Here is a 21400-nt window from a genome sequence, read left to right as displayed (position 1 = left end):
GAGCTTCGTTTTATGAAACCCGTTTTTTTGGACTTTGAACAACCCATCGCCGAATTAACCAATAAAATCGACGAGTTGCGATTCGTACAAGATGAATCGGCCGTCGACATTTCCGACGAGATTGCCAGACTGCAAAAGAAAAGCAACGAGTTGACCAAGTCGATTTTCAGCAAGCTGACTCCGGCTCAAATTTCACAAGTGTCCCGCCATCCGCAACGTCCTTATACTTTGGACTATATCAACGGTATTTTTACCGATTTTGAAGAGTTGCACGGCGATCGTCATTATTCTGACGATCATGCCATTATCGGCGGTTTGGCACGTTTCAACGGTCAAAGCGTGATGGTCATTGGCCATCAGAAAGGCCGCGATACCAAAGAAAAAATCCGCCGCAATTTCGGTATGCCGCGTCCCGAAGGTTACCGTAAAGCGTTGCGCTTGATGCAGACTGCCGAGAAATTCAATATTCCGGTCATGACCTTTGTCGATACTCCGGGCGCGTATCCGGGCATTGGCGCGGAAGAACGCGGCCAGTCTGAAGCCATCGGCCGTAATTTGTACGAACTGACCCGCCTGCATGTACCGGTATTGTGCACCATCATTGGCGAAGGCGGTTCGGGCGGTGCGTTGGCAGTAGCTGTCGGTGACTACATCAATATGCTGCAATACTCGACCTATTCGGTGATTTCTCCCGAAGGTTGCGCCTCTATTCTTTGGAAAACTGCCGAAAAAGCAGCAGACGCCGCGCAAGCATTGGGGATTACCGCCAAACGCCTGCAAGAATTGGATGTCATCGATAAAGTAATTGATGAGCCTTTAGGCGGCGCACACCGTGATTTTGAAACCACGATGAAAAACGTTAAAACCGTTTTGGAACAGCAATTAAGCGAAGCGCAAAGCATGACCATGCCTGATTTGCTTTCCCGCCGTTTCGACCGCATCATGGCTTACGGTAAATTTACCGATAAATAAGTTTGGCTGCTGAAAAAGCAAGCAGATGTCGCTGCTTGCTTTTTTTGTATTCTATTTTTGAGTCATTCATAATTTCAGGCCGTCTGAAATGTCGCAACTATCCCCTGATTCCCTATTTAAAAGTTTTCAAGCAGCTTTTCTTGATTTGCCGAGCCATACTGTTTTTGAAGTTGGTTTGAGCGGCGGATTGGATTCCGTTGTCCTGTTGCATCTTTTGCACCGGATGCGTGAATTTCGCCGTTTTGATTTGCGTGCCGTCCATGTTCATCATGGTTTAAGCACCAATGCCGACAGTTGGGCAAAATTTTGTCAGGATTATTGTCGGCGTTTGGATGTTGCCTTGAGGGTGTGCCGTGTCAATGTGGAAAAACAAGGAAAAGGTTTGGAAGCGGCGGCCAGGGCTGCCCGATATCAGGCATTTTCAGACGGCCTGAAGAAAATTATTGTTTTGGCCCACCATCGCAATGATCAAATTGAAACATTTATGCTGTCGGCCGTACGCGGCGGCGGATTGCGCGGTATGGCGGCCATGCCGGTATGGCGTGATTTAAATGAAGAGATCCAAATCTGGCGGCCGCTTTTGGCATTTTCCCGTCAGGAATTGGCAGGGTATGCGCAACAATGGGGGCTGTCTTTTGTCGAAGACGAAAGTAACGAAGACTCCGGCTATTTACGCAATTGGATGAGAAATCAGACCTTGCCGCAATGGCAGCAGCGGATTCCGAATTTTGAGCGGCAAATTTGTGCCAATATCCGATTATTGCAGGAAGATTTGCAGCTTTTAGATGAATTGGTTGAGTCTGAATATCAGCGCATCAGTCCGGACGGAATATTCAGTATCAGTCTGTGGCGGCAATGTACGCAACTCTTGCGCCGTCGGTTGCTTTGGTATTTTTTGCGAAAGCAAGCGGAATCATTGCCTTCTTATCACAGTATTGTCGATTTTACCCGAGTATTGGAAACCGCAGAACAGGCGCAGTTGAGTTTGCCAAACGGCGAATTGGTCGCCTATCAGGATCAGTTGTTTATTTGGCAAGAAAGTGAATTTCAACAGCTGCCTTGGTGTAATGGTTGGGAAGTTCGAGGCCGTCTGAAAGATATTTTGCTGGAAAACGGTTTTGTTTTATTACCGTTTAAAGGCGGTTTGCCGGAAGAGGAGTTGGAAAAGCCGGCTGTGCTTAGAACTGTATCCGAGGGCGACGTGATTCAGTCCGGTCAGAAGGAAAAATCAGTCGAAAAACTATTGCAGGAGTGTCATATCATGCCACTCGTGCGTAAATATTGGCCGATTATCATAAGTATGGGCAACAAGTGCCTTGCTGTTGCTAACCTTAGGGTTGGAAGCGATGTTCAAATAGAGCAAGGCTATCTGCCAGTTCATAGAAAGTTGGTCGAATATATGGCAAAAGTAAAGTAAATAACTCTAAATTTAGTAAGTATCAGTAATTTAACTACTTGTGCTAAGTGTAGGTATATTAAGCAATACAGCTTATATTAGAGTACCTACACGAATAAACTTTTGCCATTAAATGTAATCTTATGGAACTATTTCAAAGCAGTGTTGTCTTTATTGTGCACAGCACGCTTTACTATTTTTTGGTTTAAAGCAGTAAAACGATTAAAGGGTGAGTATGAACGATCGCCAAATAGATCAAGTTTTGGTGGAGCGCGCGCAGAAAGGTGACCATAAGGCATTCGAGATGCTGATGTCCAAATATCAGCGTCGGCTAAACAGACTGATTTCCCGTTTTATTCAGGATGAGCATGAAGTGCACGATGTAACCCAAGAGGCAATGATTAGGGCTTATCGTGCGCTGGTTAATTTTCGAGGTGAGAGTGCATTTTATACATGGCTGTACCGTATCGGTATCAATACGGCAAAGAATTTTCTAACCACTTCGGGTCGTCAGTTTTTTGTCAGTTCGGAAGCAGCCAATGAGGAGGGAGATGTTCTTGATTTAACTGATCAGATTGCGGATTACCATACGCCGGAAGCTGAGATGATGAATCGGGAAATCTTGCAGACCGTCGAAGCAAGCATTGCGCAACTGCCAGACGATATGCGTCAAGCCATTACGCTTAGGGAAATGGACGGCTTGTCTTACGAAGAAATAGCTCGGGTAGTGGATTGTCCGATAGGTACAGTACGTTCGCGTATTTTCAGAGCGCGTGAACTGATTGCAAAAGATTTGCGGCCGCTGTTGGATACTTCTGAAGATCAAAGGTGGTAATAAAAATGAACGACAAAACAAATAAAGCATTGGAGTATGTGTCTGCATTGATGGACGGTGAAGCATTGACTGATGAGATGCTGGATGCCGTATTGGCAGATGAGGAAGCCTTGCGCGCTTGGCATGAGTACCACATTATCGGCGACTGTATCCGTCAGGGTGCAGCGGCAAGTATTACCGGTGAAACCATGCAAAGCAAAGCATTTACAGTGCCTCAAGCCGAAGCTGAAGGCAAACAGGAAAAATATGCTCAGCGTGAAGCGGCTAATAGCGGCTTCTTCAAATTCTTCGCGGCCGCTGCCAGCGTGTGTGCGATTGCTGTTGCAGTATGGCAATTTACACCGCAATCTTCTCGTGACGCCATGCCGGTTGCAGAGAAGTCTAATACTCAGCCTGCCCAAAATATTATTCCGGTAAGCGGTACGCCTGTTGATAAAGCGGCTTCCGAGCCTGGCGAGACTGTTGTGCCGAATGCGGCAAAAGACGGAAAAATTGAAAATCGTCCGACTGTCCGCACCGAGCAAAAAAATGAGCAGCAGACTGTTGTGCAGTAAAAAATGAAATCATGCAAAACCCTTGCTTCATTGCAAGGGTTTTTTATTTCCGAAGTAAAACCGTCAGGCCGTCTGAAAGCATAGCTTCAACGAAGTCAAAACAGTTATAATGCGTTCCATGAAACTGATTACCTCTGCTCAAAACGAACAGCTCAAATATTTATTCCGTCTGCTGACGCAGGCCAAAGCAAGGCGTGAAAGCGGTGAAACCGTATTGGAAGGCGTACATCTGCTGCAAACTTATTTGCAAAGCGGCGGTACGCCCAAACAGGTTTATCTGCCTGAAAAGAAACAGCAACATCCTGAAATTCAAGACATGACGGCGCAGTTGGATGAGGGATTGATTACTTGGGTTGGTAACGAAGCACTGTCTAAAATCACCAGCCTGACCGATGCCGATGATGTGATGACTTGGATTGATATTCCGCAGCAGGCAGGTTTACCTTCAGACGGCGATTGCGTGGTATTGGAGCGGGTACAAGACCCAGGCAATGCAGGCACGATTTTACGCAGCGCGGCGGCGGCCGGAGTCAAGAAAATCGTGTGCGGCAATGATTCCGTAGATATCTGGTCGCCTAAAGTGTTGCGAGCGGGGATGGGCGCGCATTTTCTGCTGTCTATTTTCAGCCGAGTGGAATTATCCGCTTGGATGGAAACGTATAAGCATCAAATTTGGGCAACTGCCTTGGGCGGTCGCAATATCGGTTTGTATGAGATGGATCTCAGTCAACCTTGTGCTTGGGTGTTTGGCAATGAAGGCAGCGGCGTGAGTGAAACGGTAAAAGAGAAGGCCGATGCCTGTGTCAAAATTCCCATGTTAGGGCAAACCGAATCTTTGAATGTCGCGATGGCAGCAACGGTTTGTCTGTTTGAACAAATGCGGCAGCGTATCCATGCCCAGGCCGTCTGAAAACAATAATACGATTTTATTTTAAGGAACAAAAATGCAAATACTGACTTTTGATGAAGCGGCACGCAGCCGGTTGATGGAATTGCTGGATGCCAAATCCGAAGCCCACAACACCATGCGTTGTGATGAAGTTCAAGGTTTTATGATGGCTTTATTGAGCGGTCCGGATGCTTTGAATCCGACCAACTGGCTACCTGAGATTTTAGGTGAAGAATCTTTGTTTGATGCCAAGGAGCGCACCGAAATTGAGCGTTTGGTGATGGCAATGGCCGCCGATATGCGCATGAAGCTCAACGAGAAAATTTTGCCTGATTTGTGGTTTTATGAAGATGAAGCCGGCAATCCGGATTTCTACACTTGGTGTAACGCCTATCTTTACGCACTGGATATTGTGCCTACCGATTGGTTTGAAGCAGTCGATCAAGAAGAGTTTGAGGATTTGTTCTATCCGATTATGGCTTTGGGTGGCATTTATGACGATGAAGAAAACGGCGAAGTCATCTTGCATCTGAATGAAAAAGAGTTGATCCAGCTGGAATCTGATTTGCCGCATGTCCTGCTTGATATTTACTGGTATTGGCAGGCCATCATCAATAAGCCGCAAACCGTACGCCGCGAAGGCGAAAAAGTGGGGCGCAACGATCCTTGCCAGTGTGGCAGCGGTAAAAAGTACAAAGCCTGCTGCGGCAAATAAACAGTGAAATGAAAAGGCCGTCTGAATGCTTGAAATTCAGACGGCCTTTAATGTTTTGTCTTAGAACAACGAGGCCAACCAAACAAACAGGATGGTCAGTGCGATGGTCAAGGCGCAGCCGATTTTGGCCACGGTGCCGATAATAAAGCCGATAAACGTACCGATACCGACTTTGCCTGCCTGCCAAGTGTCTTTGCGTGCGATAAATTCGCCGATGGCCGCACCGGTCAAAGGGCCGAGCAACAAGCCGGGAATAGAGAAGAATGCACCGACGATACCGCCGATAAACGCGCCCCAAACCGCGGTTTTACTTGCTCCGGTATATTTTGCGCCCAATGCACCCGCCACATAATCCATCGCAGTACCGAATACGGCAACGATGGCCAAAAAGGTCAGCGTACCCGAGCCAAACACTTGATAATCGCCGGCATAACCCAACAGCCATGCGCCACCAAACATTAAACCCAATCCGGGCAAGGCAGGGTAAATCGTGCCTAAAATGCCGACAACAATGGCGATCAAGCCGAGAACGATGAGAACAGCAGTCATGAGGTTCCTTTTGAATTTAAGAGTGTAATAACGGCAGTATTATGGGCACGTTTTGTTATATTTTCATGAGAGATTGTGCAATAAAATGAAAAATTATCCGGAGGAGCGCCCAATTAAAATCAATAGATAAATATCTGAGCGAATTATTGTGAATCACGCTCTGAATGATTGAATAAATTTCTATTCAAATATAAAAGCAGGCCTACCAATACGGCTAAGTACACTGCAACCCAATACGCATCTGTATAACCAATAGCCTTTGCCAGCCGTAGGGCGGCGAAACCGGCCGCGTAACTGCCGAGCAGGACGACGGAAAATTGCAGGCTGCTGTCGAGTGCGGCGGTGGCACGGTCGGATTTGTCCATCACCAACGCCAGTATCACCGGCAGCAGCAGCGTGTAGCTCAGGCTCAGGGCGATGATTTGCGCGGGCGGCAGCCAAGGGTGGACACGTGCGAGCGTATCGATGGCGGTCATGGATGCCAAAAGCGGCAGTTGCAGCGCGTAGAGCAGGAACACGAGTTTGCGGCGCGGATAATTGCGCGAAAACCAGCCCGACAGCGGCGTCACAATCAGGCAGGCAACAGGAATACCCACCGCCAGAATTCCGCCCGTCTGTTTCGGGGTGAAGCCCAAATCCGCCAGCTTGGGCACAAAAGTCGCCGCCGCAAATGCATACGGCGCGGCAACGGCAAACAGTAAAACCAGCCACCGCCAGCCCGTTTCAGGCCGCCGCCAAAAGGAAACCAGCCGCGCTGCCAACGCCGTCCAACTGCCTTGCGCCGTCGGGCTGTCCGGCTCGCGGTAGCACAAGAGTTGCAGCAACATCAGCAGGCTGAACGCCAGCATAAAGCCGGCCGCCGCCGTCTGCCCGTATTCCTGATACAGCCACAATACCAGCGCGCCGCCTATCATCTTGCCGCCGCGCGCCGCCATCGTCTGAATCACGCCGCCGAAACCTCGTTCGCGGTGCGGCAGGACGATGCACGACAAGCCCAGCATCGCGCAGCCGTACACCGCCGACATTGCCGAGAGCAAAACGCAGCAGGCCAGAAGCAGCGGGAAGTTCTGCGTTATGTCGGTGCAGGCCATCAGCCCGAACACTGCCGAAAGCCCCAGTGTCGCCGCCAGCAGCCAGCCGCGAAACCGCCCGAACCGCCCCGCCGGCCGTCGCTCCATCAGCGCGGCAAACAACACCTTCGCCGCTTCGATACCGCCGATTAAATGTATCCAGCTCAGTTGATTCAGGCTGTAACCGTGGTTTTTCAAAATAGCGACCAGCGCGACCAGATAAAAACCGGTCAGCGTGAATTTGTAGGTACTGCCGCCGATAAGCAGCAGCCAGTCGCGTGAGTTTGGGGAAGTCTGATTGTCGAACATCACATGATTCTTCTGAGAATGAGGCGAATAAAGGTACAAGGCCGTCTGAACACATTGGGTAGCAATAGTTGATTTGTATTTAAGACCTGTAAGTAATGGGTCTAGTATTTTTTTAGACGGCCTTCAACGCTTCTTCTGCGCGAAGCAGGGCGGTTGTTTCATCTCCTTCGACGATATAGTTCACGCCCAGCGCAGGGGCGAGTTTGGACGATTGTTCGCGGAAGAATGCCAGTTGCGTCGCGTCGGGTTCGATAAGGAGCATGGCGGCGCAGCGTTCGGACAGTTGCGGCCGGTGTGCCTTTATCCATTCGATGTAAGTTTTGCGGTCGGCAATGCGCTGTTCATCGCTCACCTGCCGCCGCATTGGGGTGCAAACGGTGGCGAAGCGGCGGTTTTGGCTTAACAGGGTTTCGAATTCGGCCAGCCAGTCGGCGAAGTTGGCGACGTGGGTCAGGTCAGTCAGGTAGATGGAGCCTTCGGGCAGGCTTTTGGCGGGGGTGAAGTAGTGCATGGGGTTCCTTTGGGTGTTTTGGGGAATAAACGCTAGGTCGGGCATAAATGTCCGACCTATGTTTTTTCAGACGGCCTCAATCATTTCAGTTTCATTTAAAACTTCCATTCCACGCTAACGCCTACGCTTCTGGGGCGTTGGTAGAGCGCGTCTTGGCGGTCGGCGCTGGAAATGAATATGGGGCGGCGGCGGTTGAACACGTTGTCGGCGTAGAGCGAGATGCGGCCTTGTTTGAAGTTGTAGGCGGTGTAGAGGTTGACTTGGTTGTATGCGTCGATTTTGCCTGATTCAGCATTGTCGGCGGCGGAGTAGTAGCCGCCGTAGAAGCGCACATCGCCGCCGGCTTCCCAGCCTTTGTCGTTCAGGTATTTCACGCCGATGTTGGCGGTGTATTTGGGCGCTCGGCCAAGTTTGTTGCCTTCAATGCCGCTGTCGGGATAGCTTTTGATTTTGGTGTTGAGCAGCCCCAGTCCGGTGGTGAGTTTCAGGCTGTCGGTGGTCTGCCAGTCGGCGGCGAGTTCCGCGCCGTAGGTGTGGACTTTTTTGGCGTTGCGGATGACGACGGAGTTGGTGCCGAGATAGAAGGGAAGCTGCATGTCGCGGTAGTGGTTCAGGAACAGGTTGCCGGAGAGTTGCAGGCGGCGGTCTGCGCTGCGCCAGCGGGTGTACCACTCGTAGTTGTTCACATATTCGGGTTCATAAGTGTAGGTTACGATGGGACGGCCGAAGGTGATGCCCGCGCCGCCTGGATTGTAGCCGCGCGCGGCTTTGATGCCGCTGACCCATTGGTCGGTGGGTTTGAAGGCGATGTCGATTTTGGGCAGGAACACGGTCTGGCCTTTGTCTAAATCGAGGTGCAGTGCGCCGCTGCCGCCGCTTCGTTTGTGCGTTTCTTTTTCGAGGCGTGCGGAAGCCGTGATGTCCCATTTTTCGCTGGGGCTGTATGTGGTTTCGGCAAACAGGGCGCGCACGCTGTTGCGGTCATCAAAGGTGTTGCGGCCGCCGACGCTGCGGATGTCCACCCATTCGTCTTGCTTGCTGCGGAAGTAGTGCAGTCCGGCAAGGCCTTTCAGACGGCCTTTGTTGGAAAAGTGCAATACCGGCTCCCATTGCACTTCGCGGCCTTTGAGTTCGGCGGGCACGCCTTGCGGGCTGACGGTCATCGGCAGGTGCAGCCGCTCGTTGTGGTAGCGGCCGTAAACCAGTTTGTTTTCCAGTTTCAGATAGTCGTTAAGCTGCCACGATACGTCCCAGATACCCGATGTCGAGCCGGTTACGAACACGGGCTTTTCTTTTAAAAAACGGCGGCTGGCGGTGTTGCCCATGATTTCGTTTTGCGGCGCGCGCGAACGGATGTGGTTCAGTGTCAGGCGGCTGTAAAAATCGGGATGGTTTTCGGGCGTGAGCAGGAGTTTGAAGCGTACGTTGGTGTTTTCCACGCGACGCGGGTTGCCGGTCGGCTCGTAGGACACGAACGGCTCGTAACTTTCACGTTGCTGCCGTTCCGCGCTCAGGCGGAAGGCAAGGTTGTTTTTCACAATCGGACCGGACACTACGCCGGCGATGTTGCGCGTTTTCTGGTTGCCCAAACCCAAGCGCAGCGCGCCTTCCCATTCGTCGGTCGGATCTTTGGAACGCATCACCACCGCGCCCGCCACCGCGTTCTGCCCGCGCACATGGCTTTGCGGTCCGCGCAAGACTTCTACTTGCTGCATGTCCCACAGCGACTGCGTGCCGAAGGCGTATTCGTTGTAAGTGGCGGAGCGGCCGTCTATGGACAGGTTCAGGCGCGGTCGCGTGCCCGCGAAAAATGCCACCGCGCCGACGGCAGGACCCGAGCCGTCCACGCCGCGCACGGTCGGCAAATCGTTGCCGCTGCCTAAGTCCACTGTGTTCACGGTCTGTTTGAGCAGGTCGGTGGCGGAAAGATTGTGGCCGCTGCGGTCGATGTTCGGTGTGGTGAAAACGCGGTTGGACGTGGCGGTTTCAAAGCCGCTGCGGTTGGTGCGTTCGCCGGTGACGACGACTTCTTCCAACTGCACTTGTTCCGCGTCTTGCGCCGCATCGGCGGCATAAATCCATTCGGAGGCAAAGGCGGCAATCAATAGGGGAAGGCGGCGGAGGGAGGGTTTCTGCATTTCCTTATCCTTTCAGACGGCATACGTCGTGGCGGATTGAACATCAGGCAATCCAATTGCTCCGTCAGTATGCAAATATTTGTGTTTACACATTTACATAAAACAAACTATTAATGTAAAGTATAAGAAATAAGAAACAGGAATGCAAGTGTTTATCATTCACTTTACTTCCCCTCTTATCTTATGAATCGTCCAAAAAAATCCCTCTCCTATTTTAGGGAGAAGGTTGGAGGAGGCAGATTCTGTAATCTTCATGAATTTGGCCTGCTAAGCATCCGATAGCCCTCATTCGTAGGGCGGAGCGGAGGGATAAGGAAAGAGGCCGTCTGAAAGCCGCCATATTGCCATTGCCGCCGTGGGGAAATATGATAAGCATCCGACTTGCGGATAACTTTAATGAAAAACTTTATGAACAAAATCAAAATCTTCTTACCGTCATGACTGCCAGCAAACAACAAACCATCGCCGACACCGCCCGCCGCTTATTCCGCGAACATGGCTTTTCCGCCGTATCCGTAGGCGGCATCTGCACCGAGGCCGCCGTCAGCCGCGTTACCTTTTACAAATATTACAGCGGCAAAAACGCGCTCTTGCAGGAAATTGTTACCGAGCAGAAAAATCGCGTCCGTGCCGAATTTGAAAATCTGCTTGCACGGCAATGCAGCCTGCGTGAAGCCGCTGAGGCTGTGTTTGCCCTGCAAAAACAATCGTTTGAAGAACTTTATTCCGCCGCTTTCCTGCGCGACATCGAAGAGAACACCGATTTGGAGCTGGAGCGGTTTTTCCACGAATTGAACGAAGAAAAATACGCCTTTATGCGCGGATTCTTCCACACCCTGCAACAACGCCGCCTGATTCAGCCCGATTTGCCGGTGGAACTCATTGACCTGTTCATCCGACAGGCGGATATATTGATGCGCCATCCGCAACTGGCCGCGCTTTATGCCGCCGCGCCGCAAAAGCTGCCACAAGACGTATTGGGATTGCTGCTGCACGGTTTGTCAGGGAAAGAATAGATAAAAAAGAATAGAAAAATTTCAAATATGAATATTCAGACGGCCTTTCGGTAAATAGCTACCGAAAGGCCGTCTGAAAATTAAATGGAATTATAAACCGCAGGTTTTAGGTTTGTTTGCCAGAATATTGATGACTTTGCGTTCGGCTTTTTGCGGCTCGATTTTGATTTCGCTTTCGTCTTCTTCGCTGCCGTCGGAGAAACGTTCCGGCATTTTTTCGCTGTCAAACGCCAAGTCGCCACCATGTTTCAGGTTTTGACCGCGTTCCAAGCCGACAAAGTCGAAGAGTTCGGTATCGGCCAAATGCGATGGAACGACGTTTTGCAGGGCGGAGAACATGGACTCGATACGGCCGGGGAAGCGTTTGTCCCAATCGCGCAGCATATCGCCGATGACTTGGCGTTGCAGGTTGGGCTGAGAGCCGCAGAGGTTGCATGGAATAATTGGGAATTGCTTCAGCTCGGCGTATTTGATCAAGTCCTTCTCTTTGACATACGCCAGAGGACGGATGACAATGTGTTCGCCGTTGTCGCTCACCAATTTAGGCGGCATAGCTTTGAGTTTGCCGCCGTAGAACATATTCAGGAACATAGTGGCAAGAATGTCGTCGCGGTGGTGTCCTAAGGCAATTTTGGTGCAGCCCAATTCTTTTGCCGTGCGGTAGAGGATGCCGCGGCGCAGGCGGCTGCACAGCGAACAAGTCGTTTTGCCTTCGTCCAACACGCGTTTGACGGTGGAGTAGGTGTCTTCTTCAACGATTTTGTAGGGAACGCCGATGCTTTCGAGATAGGTCGGCAATACTTCTTCAGGGAAGCCCGGCTGCTTTTGGTCGAGATTGACGGCAACCAGCTCGAAATCAATCGGCGCGCTGGCTTGAAGCTGGCGCAGGATGTCTAAAAGGGCGTAGCTGTCTTTGCCGCCTGAGAGGCAGACCATGATTTTGTCACCCGGTTCGATCATGTTGAAATCATTAATAGCATCGCCGACGGCGTGGCGTAGGCGTTTGCTGAGTTTGTTGTTTTCTAATTCTTGCTTGGTTTTTTTGGACATGGCTGTTTGTGCTTTGAAATAATAGAAAAATTTAAGGGCGGTATTGTACCGCAAAAGAATAAAGGCCGTCTGAAAAACTGCGCTTGCTTGATTGAAGCGGTGTTTTCAGACGGCCTGATATTTGCGCTTTATTTGATTTGAAGGGCGGTAATTTTGATTTCAACCTTCCAATCGGGCGAAGCCAGTTTCGCCTCTACGCAGGCGCGGGCTGGAGCGCATTCAGGTGCTGTCCATGCGTCCCAGGCTTCGTTTATGGCGGCGTAGTCGTTCATATCGGGCAGATAGATGGTGGCTTCTAAAATATGGGCTTTGTCGGATTGGCATTGTGCGAGCCATGAATCGATTTGCGCCAAAACATTTTCAGTTTGCGCTTTGGCATCGGCTTCAGGATTTTCGGGAACCATGCCGGAGAGGAAAACCAAGCCGTTGGCTACGACGGCTTCCGAATAGCGTTTGCTTGTGCCAAGATAGCGGATGTCCATGTTGTCTCCTGATTTCAAAAAGAAGGTATGGTAACATTGCGACTGTTTACGTTCCATATTTTAAGAGGGGCCGTCTGAAAAGAATGGCGGAAAACAACCCATGAGTAAAGCAGAATATCCGGTTACGCAGGCAGTACGCTTTTTACGCAGTAAGAAAATCGATTTTGTCCCTTATGTTTACGCGTATGAAGAACACGGCGGTACAGCGCGTTTTGCCGAATGTACGGGCAAGCCTGAGCATCAAGTCATCAAAACAATCGTCTTGCAGGATGAGCACAAGAAGGGCTTGGTTGTTTTAATGCACGGTGACAAACATATTTCTACCCGCAATTTGGCACGCGAACTGGGCTTGAAACACATCGAGCCGGCAACGGCAGATCAAGCGGCGAAATGGACAGGATATTTGGTTGGCGGGACATCGCCATTCGGTATGAAAACCGCGTTGCCGGTTTATGTGGAAGAAAGCATTTGGGCTTTGGACGAGATTTTTATCAATGGCGGAAAACGTGGGTTTATCGTAGGCATGAAGCCTGAAAACCTGCGGACGCTTAATCCGCAAGATGTTCATGTTGCAGTGGACGCGTAAAGGAGGGGAATACAGATGGAACAAGTGAATTTATACGAAATCTTGGGTGTGTCTCAGGATGCGGATATCAACGTTATCCGCGAGGCTTACGGCAAATTGGTGGCCAATCCGGATATTCAGAAAGATGCGGAGCGGTTTAAAGCCATCGGACAGGCGTTTGAAGTATTGTCTCATCCGGAAAAACGTCTGGCTTATGATGCGGCTATGCAGTACGAGCGCCAGGAAGTCCAAGACAACGGCTTCAATAATACGGTGGTCAATCATACGGAAAATTATAATACAGGGAACAATAATATGGGGGCAAATATGGTCAATAAGTCTAATTCTGAAGTGAAAAACTATGTTTTTATTGCCTATATTACATATGCGTTGGGCCTGTTTATCTGGTTTGCACCCGTTGTCGGTGTGATTTTGGCATATGTCAAACACGATGAGGCACAAGGCAGCATTTACGCCAGCCATATTGATTGGTTGATTAAGACATTTTGGGTGTCTTTGGTGGGTATGCTTTTCGGGATGTTAACCATACTGATCTTAATCGGTTGGCTGATTTTGGCGGCAACCGGTGTTTGGCTCATTTATCGCGTAGTTGTCGGACTGATTAAACTGAATGACGATAAGCCTGTTTCCAATCAAGGATGGTTTTAAAGCATGGCATATTTATTGGTAAGTATCGTTTGCAGTGTGTTGGTTTCCGTATTGCTGAAAGTGGCGCGCAAGCAAAAAATCAATATCGAGCAGGCGGTGGCGGTGAACTACATTGTTGCCGTCACTTTGACCATGCTGGTGTTAAAACCTGATTTGAGCAATCCGCAGGTATTTTTGCCGACGTGGTGGCTTTTTGCGGCCTTGGGCATTTTGCTGCCAACTGTGTTTGTCATTATGGGCAAATCCGTAGATGCGGCAGGTATCGTCAAATCGGACGCGGCACAACGCTTATCGCTGTTTCTGCCGATTGTCGCTTCATTCACGCTTTTCCATGAGCAGTTGACCGAAGGCCGTCTGATTGGTTTGGTATTGGCATTTACGGCACTGTTTTTTTTGCTTTGGAAAAGCGATGGCGGCAAGAAATCCGGCGGCCTCAGCACGCAAGTGATGCTGCTTTTGGGCGTTTGGTGCGGCTACGGCGTCATCGATATTTTGTTCAAACAAGTGGCGAAAAGCGGTACCGCGTTTGCCGGTAATTTGCTGGTGGCGTTTTGTTTGGCCGGTATCTTGATGTTTGGCTACCTGTTTGCCAAAGGAAGCAAATGGACCAAAGAGGGCATAGTGGGCGGTATGATTTTGGGCTGCTTGAACTTTTTGAATATTGTTACCTACATTTCTGCACACCAAATCATGAAGGATAATCCGACCTTGGTATTTGCCGGCATGAATATTGGCGTGATTGTTTTGGGTACGCTGATTGGTGCGGCAATATTTAAAGAAAAAATCAGCAGCATTAACGCAGCCGGTATCAGCATTGCTATTTGCTCGATAGCCTGCCTGTTTTATTGGCCGCAGATTCGCAGCTTGCTAGGTTAAAAATACTTAGGCCGTCTGAAAATTTTCAGACGGCCTTATTTTTATTATAAAATAGCCATTCATGCGCCGATTTGGCCGTATGGAAATTATTTTACGCTTACGGGCGTTTCTATGTTAAACAAAGAAGTTGAACTCACACAATAATATCGATAGTTACATCATGAAACATATTAAAAAACACATTCAATGCGCCGTTCTCGGTATGCTGGTATTGTCCGGTTGCCAATCGTATCAGGAAGATCAAAGCCGCCGCAGCAAAATGGCTCAATTTGCGCTTAACCATCCCGTGGCCGCCCAAGTTATCGGCATGGAAGATGAAGGCTTAATCAATATGACCAGTAATGCCACACGCTTTGCCGAGCGTACAGGTTTGGACGACAAAGCAAACGGCGACAGCAGGGGAACACAGGTCAATGCCGTACGCCAAGCATTATGGCAGGCAGCGATTGCTTCTAAATTCGACAGCATTATTGCCGAAAAAGCAGGTAATGCGCGCCTGACGGATATGGAGTTGCGAGAAGGTAAAGACGACTACTTCAGCCGTTATCTTGCCGACCAGGCAGTCGATCAACGTAACAACCGTATCGGCCGCAGTATCGGCAGTGCCAAACCCGATAGCGATATGAAGACTCTGGCGGCAAGCATTTTGTTCTACTACAACAAAGTAGGCTTATGGACGGCTTCCGAAGTGAACAACCGTTGGCGCATCAAACAGGAAAAACTTTCAGACGGCCAGTATGCCGAGGCATTGAAAAATATCGCCAAATTGGATCAAAACGGTATGACCGAACAGGAACGTAATAGTTATAAAACCGGTACGCTCAGCGAAATCAAACGTTCGGTCAAAGCCATACGTCAAGTCGAAGACTGATTTTAAGACTTCATTATTGAAAGGCAATTGTTATGAATTTCCCTCCGCGTTATGTATCAAACACCCGTATGCGCCGTATGCGTAAAGACGATTTTTCACGTCGTCTGATGCGCGAGCATACTTTGACGGCAGATGATTTGATCTATCCGGTTTTTGTATTGGAAGGCCAGAATCAGGAAGAGGCAGTCCCATCCATGCCGGGTGTCAAACGCCAAAGTTTGGACAAATTGTTGTTTACCGCTGAAGAAGCACTGAAGCTTGACATTCCTATGCTGGCTTTGTTTCCCGTGGTAACGCAAAACAAAACCGAGTTTGCGGAGGAAGCTTATAACCCTGAAGGCTTGGTGCCGACAGTAGTACGAACCCTGCGTGAGAAATTCCCAGAGCTGGGTATCATGACTGACGTTGCCTTGGACCCCTATACCATTCACGGCCAAGACGGTTTAACCGATGAAAATGGCTATGTCCTCAACGATGAAACCATTGAAGTTTTGGTAAAACAGGCTTTGTGTCATGCTGATGCAGGTGCACAAGTCATTGCCCCATCCGACATGATGGACGGACGCATACTTGCCATCCGCGAAGCCTTAGAAGATGCCGGACATATCCATACGCGCATCATGGCGTATTCGGCAAAATATGCTTCAGCGTTCTACGGCCCGTTCCGCGACGCTGTCGGCAGTTCCGGCAATTTGGGTAAGGCAGACAAGAAAACCTACCAAATGGATCCTGCAAACACTAACGAAGCCTTGCACGAAGTAGCATTAGATATTCAAGAGGGCGCAGATATGGTCATGGTAAAACCTGGTTTGCCGTATCTGGATGTCGTCCGCCGAGTCAAAGACGAGTTTGGCGTACCGACTTATGCTTACCAAGTTTCCGGCGAATATGCCATGCTTCAGGCAGCCATTCAAAATGGTTGGCTGGATGGTGAAAAAACCATTTTGGAAAGCCTGTTAGCATTCAAACGCGCCGGTGCCGATGGCATTTTGACTTACTATGCGATTGAAGCGGCAAAATTGTTGAAGAAGTAAAATAAAGAAATAAATCAAAAAGCGGCAAACAGTGTTTATCCTGTTTAGCCGCTTTTTTGTATTACTTAAGATTGGCTCAATAGGGCCCAACTAAGGTTTATTTTTTGAAAATCTAAAGAGTTTTGCATAAATAAAGGCCGTCTGAAAAACAGTTACCTGATTTTTTAGGCGGCCTTATATGATTTAAACCTTAGTGGTGGCTGCAACCGCCGTGGGTTTCACGCAAAGCTTCTGCTGCTTGTTCGTCTGCGTGGTAGCTGGAGCGAACCATTGCGCCGATGGCGGCATTAGTAAAGCCCAATTCGTATGCTTCTTTTTCAAAAACTTTGAATTGGTCAGGAGTTACATAGCGCAAGACGGGCAGGTGGCCGTCTGAAGGTTGCAGATATTGGCCGATGGTAATCATCTCGATATTGTTGGCGCGCATATCGCGCATTATTTCGCGTACGTCCTCGTCTGTTTCACCCAAGCCGACCATGATGCCGGATTTGGTCGGGATATGGGGCATCATTTCTTTGTAGCGGCGCAGAAGCTCGAGGGAGTGTTGGTAGTTGGCACCCGGACGGGCTTTTTTATACAGGCTTGGATGGGTTTCCAGATTGTGGTTCATTACGTCGGGCGGTGTTTCTGCCAAGATTTCCAGTGCGATGTCCAGACGTCCGCGGAAATCGGGAACGAGGATTTCAATTTTGGTATTCGGGCTGGTTTCGCGGATGGCTTTGATGCAGTCGGCGAAGTGTTGGGCGCCGCCATCACGCAGGTCGTCACGGTCGACGGAAGTAATCACGACATAGCGCAGGTTCATGGACTTGACGGATTCGGCCAAGTGTTTAGGCTCGTCAGGATCCAACATATTGGGGCGGCCATGGCCAACGTCGCAGAACGGGCAGCGGCGGGTACAAATATCGCCCATGATCATGAATGTGGCCGTACCCTTGGTAAAGCATTCGCTGATATTCGGACAAGATGCTTCTTCGCACACGGTATGCATTTTTTGTTCGCGAAGAATATTTTTGATTTCAAAAAATTTCTTGCCCGGTAATTTGGCGCGGATCCATTCGGGCTTTTTCAATTTTTGTTCCAATGGAACCACTTTAATCGGAATGCGTGCAGTTTTATCTGCGCCTTTCAGTTTGATGCCGCGTTTTGGGTCGTTTTTTACTTCTTCACTCATGGTGATGTGTTCTTTCTGTCGTTATAAAGGCCGTCTGAAAGCTGATTGCGGCCTTTATGGCCTAAGGGCTTGTGGGTTCAGAGGGCAGTTAAAAGATGGTGTTGGGGTCAATATTTTCAGACGGCCTTATGCCAGTTCTTTTTGTAAATGCTTGGTCAGTTTGTCTGAAACTTCTGCCAAACTAGGTGCCGGAGAGACATAGTCGGCAATTTGGGTCATTTCCATACCGGCATAACCGCAGGGGTTGATATGGGTAAACGGATTTAAATCCATATTCACGTTAAGTGCCAAGCCGTGGTAAACGGAGCCGTCTTTAATACGCAGGCCTAGGGAAGCGATTTTACGCTCGCCGACGTAAACGCCGGGACGTTTTGGGTCGGCGGCTGCATCGATGCCGTATTCTGCCAAGGTGGCGATAATGCTGTTTTCAAGTGCGGAAACGATATGGCGGACGCTGGTTTTACGGCGTTTGAAATTGATCATCGTATAGACGACCAGTTGGCCGGGGCCGTGATAAGTAATTTGACCGCCTCTGTCAATTTGGACAACGGGTATATCGTCGCGAATGAGGAGGTGTTCAGGTTTTCCGGCCAAGCCCTGGGTGAATACGGGCGGATGTTCGACCACCCATAATTCGTCTTCGGTGTTTTCGTCACGCGAGGCATTGAATGCCTTCATGGATTCGAAAGTCGGCAGGTAATCGACCAAGCCTTTGTGCACGATTTTCATTACAACACCACTTTAACCAATTCGTGGGAAGTCAGGTCGCGGTAGATATTGTCGAGCTGCTCTTGGTTGTCGACATTTACTTTGACGGTTGCGCCGGTGTAGTTGCCTTTGCTGCTTGGGCGCGTAGTGATGTGGTGCGGCTCGGTATCGGGAGCGTGTTTGCGCACGGTTTCCAAGATGGCGGATTCAAATTCCGGATGAACTACGCCCATGACTTTTACAGGAAAGGTGCAAGGGAATTCAATTAATGATTTTTTTTCGGTTGAGTCTGTCATGGTTTACTACCTTGTTTGGTTAGCCAGGGCCGTCTGAAAAGTTTTCAGACGGCCCAAAATCCGATATATTTTATCGTAAACGTCCATATCGGGCTATAAAAATGATGTTTTCGAAAATAGGTGCGGATAAGCTGTTTTCAAGTCTTGAAATGGAGCGCTTCAGCCCAATTTTGAGCTACATTCTGATTTAACAATGATTGAGATTATTAACTATGCCGACAAAAGACAAATATTTCGAGGAATACAGCGCGCTGGCTACTTTGCCTTTACGCGATGTCGTGGTATATCCGCATATGGTATTGCCGCTGTTCGTCGGTCGTCCTAAATCGATTGCGGCCCTTGAGGCGGCAATGGCCAATGATGATCCGGTTTTCCTGTTGGCCCAGCTTGACCCTAATACAGAAGACCCTAAAGCCGAAGATTTGCACCAGACCGGTACAGTCGCCCAAGTTTTGCAGGTTTTGAAGCTGCCTGACGGCACCGTTAAAGTGTTGGTAGAAGGTATCCGTCGTGCGCGCGCATTGACGGTTGACGAATCAGGCGGACTGTTTTTATCCCATGTTGAGGCGATTGATGAGAATAGCGACAAGGACAATCCCGAAATTGAAGCCTTGCGCCGTACCTTGCTGACTCAATTTGAGCAATATGCGAAATTGAACAAAAAAATCCCTGCCGAAGTCATCAGCACCATCAGCAGTATCGATGACAACAGCCGTCTTGCCGATACTATTGCCGCGCATTTGCAGCTGAAATTGGAGCAGCGTCAATATGTATTGGAGACTGCCGGCATTGTTGACCGTTTGGAATTTCTACTGGCGCAGTTGGAAGCCGAACTCGACATCATGCAGGTTGAGAAACGCATCCGTGGCCGCGTGAAACGTCAAATGGAAAAATCCCAACGCGAGTATTACTTGAATGAGCAAGTGAAAGCGATTCAGAAAGAATTGGGCGAAGAAGACGAGCGCGGCGAGCTGGACGCGTTGGAAGCAAAAATCAAAGAAGCAGGCATGAGCAAAGAGGCTGAAGAAAAATGTCTGTCTGAATTGAAAAAACTGAAAATGATGCCGCCGATGTCTGCGGAATCTACCGTCGTGCGCAACTACATCGATACTTTGCTTGAGTTGCCATGGAAGAAAAAATCCCGTGTCAGCAAAGATATTGCCAAGGCTGATTTGATTTTGAATGCCGACCACTATGGTTTGGAAAAAGTCAAAGAACGTATTTTGGAATATTTGGCTGTTCAAAAACGTATGGACAAGCTCAAAGGCCCGATTTTGTGTTTGGTCGGTCCTCCGGGAGTGGGTAAAACTTCCTTGGGCGAATCGATTGCCAAAGCTACAGGCCGTCAATATGTGCGTATGGCATTAGGCGGCGTGCGTGATGAAAGCGAAATCCGCGGCCACCGCCGTACCTATATCGGCTCTATGCCGGGCAAAATCCTGCAAAACATGGCAAAAGCGGGTGTAAAAAACCCATTGTTCCTGCTTGATGAAATCGACAAAATGGGCAGTGATTTCCGTGGCGATCCAGCCAGTGCATTGCTTGAGGTGCTTGATCCTGAGCAAAATAACAAGTTTGCCGACCATTATGCCGAAGTCGATTACGATTTGAGCGATGTGATGTTTATTGCCACTTCAAACAGCTTGAATATCCCGACTCCGCTGCTTGACCGTATGGAAATCATCCGTCTGTCCGGTTACACGGAAGATGAAAAAATCAATATCGCCATGCAATACCTTGTGCCGAAACAAATGAAGCGCAATGGTGTGAAAGAGGGTGAGTTGGTGGTTGATGAAAGTGCGGTGCGCGATATTATCCGTTACTACACCCGCGAGGCCGGCGTCCGCTCGTTGGATCGCGAAATTGCCAAAATCTGCCGCAAAGTAGTAATGCAGGTTACCTTGAATGAGGATAAGAAAAAAGCGTCCAAATCCAAAACAGCAAGCAAGGCCAAGCCTAAAGCAATTAAAGTTACTGAGAAAAATCTGCATGACTATCTAGGCGTGCGCCGTTTCGACTATGGCGTGGCCGAAAGCGAAAACCGCATCGGCCAGGTAACCGGTCTGGCTTGGACTGAAGTCGGTGGCGAGTTGTTGACTGTTGAGGCGGTTGCCTTGCCGGGCAAGGGTACGATTCAATGTACCGGCCAACTGGGCGATGTGATGAAAGAATCAGTATCGGCCGCATGGTCGGTTGTCCGTTCCCGTGCCGAATCAGTGGGTCTGGCTCCTGATTTTTACGAGAAGAAAGACATTCACGTCCATGTGCCGGAAGGTGCGACGCCGAAAGACGGTCCAAGCGCAGGTATTGCCATGACTTTGGCGATGGTTTCTGCCTTTACCAAAATTCCGGTGCGTGCGGATGTGGCGATGACCGGTGAAATCACTTTGCGTGGCGAAGTGTTGCCGATCGGCGGTTTGAAAGAAAAACTGCTGGCTGCTTTGCGCGGCGGCATCAAGCATGTATTGATTCCGAAAGACAACGTCAAAGATTTGGAAGAAATCCCTGAAAATGTCAAAACCGGTCTGACCATCCATCCGGTCAAATGGATTGATGAAGTGTTGGCTTTGAGTCTGGAAACTCAGCCTGAGCAATGGGTTGCCGAATTGGCAGTTGCCGAGACCGTGCAAACTCCTAAGACAAAGTCAAGAACAAAAGCAACCAAGCATTAAGTTGGCCGTCTGATGTTGCAAAAAATGTGGTTTTGCCCTGAATGCCCCA

At 49.4% G+C, this 21400-nt stretch carries 22 protein-coding genes; 13 read left to right on the top strand and 9 right to left on the bottom strand.

The genetic code is table 11. The annotated features are described in order from the left end of the window. Positions 1-12 precede the first annotated feature (12 nt). The 6 genes from KCG54_RS06210 (at position 13) to KCG54_RS06185 (ending at position 5361) form a co-directional block, all read left to right on the top strand. Positions 13-972, top strand: a complete 960-nt coding sequence (locus KCG54_RS06210) for an acetyl-CoA carboxylase carboxyltransferase subunit alpha (RefSeq protein ID WP_254323690.1) — start codon at positions 13-15, stop codon at positions 970-972. Between the two features lie 88 nt (positions 973-1060). Continuing rightward, positions 1061-2389 carry a tRNA lysidine(34) synthetase TilS gene (gene tilS, locus KCG54_RS06205; RefSeq protein ID WP_049322762.1) on the top strand — a complete coding sequence of 443 codons (1329 nt, stop codon included), beginning with the start codon at positions 1061-1063 and terminating at the stop codon, positions 2387-2389. A gap of 214 nt (positions 2390-2603) precedes the next feature. Further along, on the top strand, positions 2604-3203 hold the full coding sequence (gene rpoE, locus KCG54_RS06200) for an RNA polymerase sigma factor RpoE (protein WP_004519728.1): 600 nt from the start codon (positions 2604-2606) through the stop codon (positions 3201-3203). Between the two features lie 5 nt (positions 3204-3208). Next, positions 3209-3757: a sigma-E factor negative regulatory protein gene (locus KCG54_RS06195; RefSeq protein WP_254323689.1), complete on the top strand. Its 549-nt coding sequence runs from the start codon at positions 3209-3211 to the stop codon at positions 3755-3757. Between the two features lie 118 nt (positions 3758-3875). Beyond that, positions 3876-4667, top strand: a complete 792-nt coding sequence (locus KCG54_RS06190; protein ID WP_254323688.1) for a TrmH family RNA methyltransferase — start codon at positions 3876-3878, stop codon at positions 4665-4667. Between the two features lie 34 nt (positions 4668-4701). Beyond that, complete coding sequence (locus KCG54_RS06185; protein WP_049333780.1) at positions 4702-5361, top strand: YecA family protein; 660 nt, start codon at positions 4702-4704, stop codon at positions 5359-5361. A gap of 60 nt (positions 5362-5421) precedes the next feature. Here KCG54_RS06185 and KCG54_RS06180 read toward each other — a convergent pair whose 3' ends face one another. The 4 genes from KCG54_RS06180 to KCG54_RS06165 all read right to left on the bottom strand — a co-directional run bounded on the left by KCG54_RS06180 (position 5422) and on the right by KCG54_RS06165 (position 9938). Continuing rightward, on the bottom strand, positions 5422-5910 hold the full coding sequence (locus KCG54_RS06180) for a DUF456 domain-containing protein (protein WP_049333782.1): 489 nt from the start codon (positions 5908-5910) through the stop codon (positions 5422-5424). 143 nt (positions 5911-6053) lie between these two features. Further along, complete coding sequence (locus KCG54_RS06175) at positions 6054-7289, bottom strand: MFS transporter (RefSeq protein ID WP_254323687.1); 1236 nt, start codon at positions 7287-7289, stop codon at positions 6054-6056. Between the two features lie 112 nt (positions 7290-7401). Beyond that, entirely contained in the window at positions 7402-7800 is a 399-nt protein-coding gene (locus KCG54_RS06170; protein WP_254323686.1) for an extensin, read from the bottom strand. A gap of 95 nt (positions 7801-7895) precedes the next feature. After that, positions 7896-9938, bottom strand: a complete 2043-nt coding sequence (locus KCG54_RS06165; RefSeq protein WP_254323685.1) for a TonB-dependent receptor — start codon at positions 9936-9938, stop codon at positions 7896-7898. Positions 9939-10375: 437 nt separating this feature from the next. Here KCG54_RS06165 and KCG54_RS06160 point away from each other — a divergent pair, with 437 nt between their 5' ends. Continuing rightward, complete coding sequence (locus tag KCG54_RS06160; protein ID WP_254324993.1) at positions 10376-10954, top strand: TetR/AcrR family transcriptional regulator; 579 nt, start codon at positions 10376-10378, stop codon at positions 10952-10954. A 90-nt stretch (positions 10955-11044) separates the two neighbouring features. Here KCG54_RS06160 and ttcA read toward each other — a convergent pair whose 3' ends face one another. Both ttcA and KCG54_RS06150 read right to left on the bottom strand, forming a co-directional pair. Next, positions 11045-12004 (bottom strand): tRNA 2-thiocytidine(32) synthetase TtcA, encoded by a 960-nt coding sequence (ttcA, locus tag KCG54_RS06155; protein ID WP_003746908.1) that lies wholly within the window; start codon positions 12002-12004, stop codon positions 11045-11047. A gap of 128 nt (positions 12005-12132) precedes the next feature. Beyond that, the gene (locus KCG54_RS06150; protein WP_254323684.1) at positions 12133-12486 is read right to left on the bottom strand and encodes a RidA family protein; all 354 of its coding nucleotides are present in this window, start codon (positions 12484-12486) and stop codon (positions 12133-12135) included. A 100-nt stretch (positions 12487-12586) separates the two neighbouring features. Between KCG54_RS06150 and ybaK the strand changes: the two genes are divergently transcribed. From ybaK to hemB, 5 genes are all read left to right on the top strand, one after another. After that, positions 12587-13072, top strand: coding sequence for a Cys-tRNA(Pro) deacylase (gene ybaK / locus KCG54_RS06145; protein WP_004519716.1), 486 nt, complete (start codon positions 12587-12589; stop codon positions 13070-13072). A 15-nt stretch (positions 13073-13087) separates the two neighbouring features. Then, on the top strand, positions 13088-13720 hold the full coding sequence (locus tag KCG54_RS06140; protein WP_254323683.1) for a DnaJ domain-containing protein: 633 nt from the start codon (positions 13088-13090) through the stop codon (positions 13718-13720). A 3-nt stretch (positions 13721-13723) separates the two neighbouring features. Continuing rightward, positions 13724-14596 carry a DMT family transporter gene (locus tag KCG54_RS06135; protein ID WP_254323682.1) on the top strand — a complete coding sequence of 291 codons (873 nt, stop codon included), beginning with the start codon at positions 13724-13726 and terminating at the stop codon, positions 14594-14596. A gap of 160 nt (positions 14597-14756) precedes the next feature. After that, the gene (locus KCG54_RS06130; RefSeq protein ID WP_070608363.1) at positions 14757-15467 is read left to right on the top strand and encodes a DUF6973 domain-containing protein; all 711 of its coding nucleotides are present in this window, start codon (positions 14757-14759) and stop codon (positions 15465-15467) included. Positions 15468-15499: 32 nt separating this feature from the next. Continuing rightward, positions 15500-16501: a porphobilinogen synthase gene (gene hemB / locus KCG54_RS06125; RefSeq protein WP_049333805.1), complete on the top strand. Its 1002-nt coding sequence runs from the start codon at positions 15500-15502 to the stop codon at positions 16499-16501. Between the two features lie 190 nt (positions 16502-16691). On the opposite strand, the gene lipA is transcribed toward hemB, so the two are convergent. The 3 genes from lipA to KCG54_RS06110 all read right to left on the bottom strand — a co-directional run bounded on the left by lipA (position 16692) and on the right by KCG54_RS06110 (position 18679). Next, positions 16692-17675: a lipoyl synthase gene (gene lipA, locus KCG54_RS06120; protein WP_003683323.1), complete on the bottom strand. Its 984-nt coding sequence runs from the start codon at positions 17673-17675 to the stop codon at positions 16692-16694. A 126-nt stretch (positions 17676-17801) separates the two neighbouring features. After that, positions 17802-18404 carry a lipoyl(octanoyl) transferase LipB gene (lipB, locus tag KCG54_RS06115; RefSeq protein ID WP_254323681.1) on the bottom strand — a complete coding sequence of 201 codons (603 nt, stop codon included), beginning with the start codon at positions 18402-18404 and terminating at the stop codon, positions 17802-17804. Continuing rightward, positions 18404-18679, bottom strand: coding sequence for an HP0495 family protein (locus KCG54_RS06110; RefSeq protein WP_254323680.1), 276 nt, complete (start codon positions 18677-18679; stop codon positions 18404-18406). The genes lipB and KCG54_RS06110 overlap by 1 nt, the downstream gene beginning before the upstream one ends. Before the next feature lie 212 nt (positions 18680-18891). Between KCG54_RS06110 and lon the strand changes: the two genes are divergently transcribed. Next, positions 18892-21351, top strand: a complete 2460-nt coding sequence (lon, locus tag KCG54_RS06105; RefSeq protein WP_254323679.1) for an endopeptidase La — start codon at positions 18892-18894, stop codon at positions 21349-21351. Positions 21352-21400 lie beyond the last annotated feature (49 nt).

Origin of the sequence: Neisseria subflava, assembly GCF_024205705.1 — a bacterium.
GTDB classification, from domain to species: Bacteria; Pseudomonadota; Gammaproteobacteria; order Burkholderiales; family Neisseriaceae; genus Neisseria; species Neisseria subflava_D.
The sequence above is the reverse complement of the archived record's forward strand: the minus strand, read 5'-3'. Positions and strand labels throughout refer to the sequence as shown.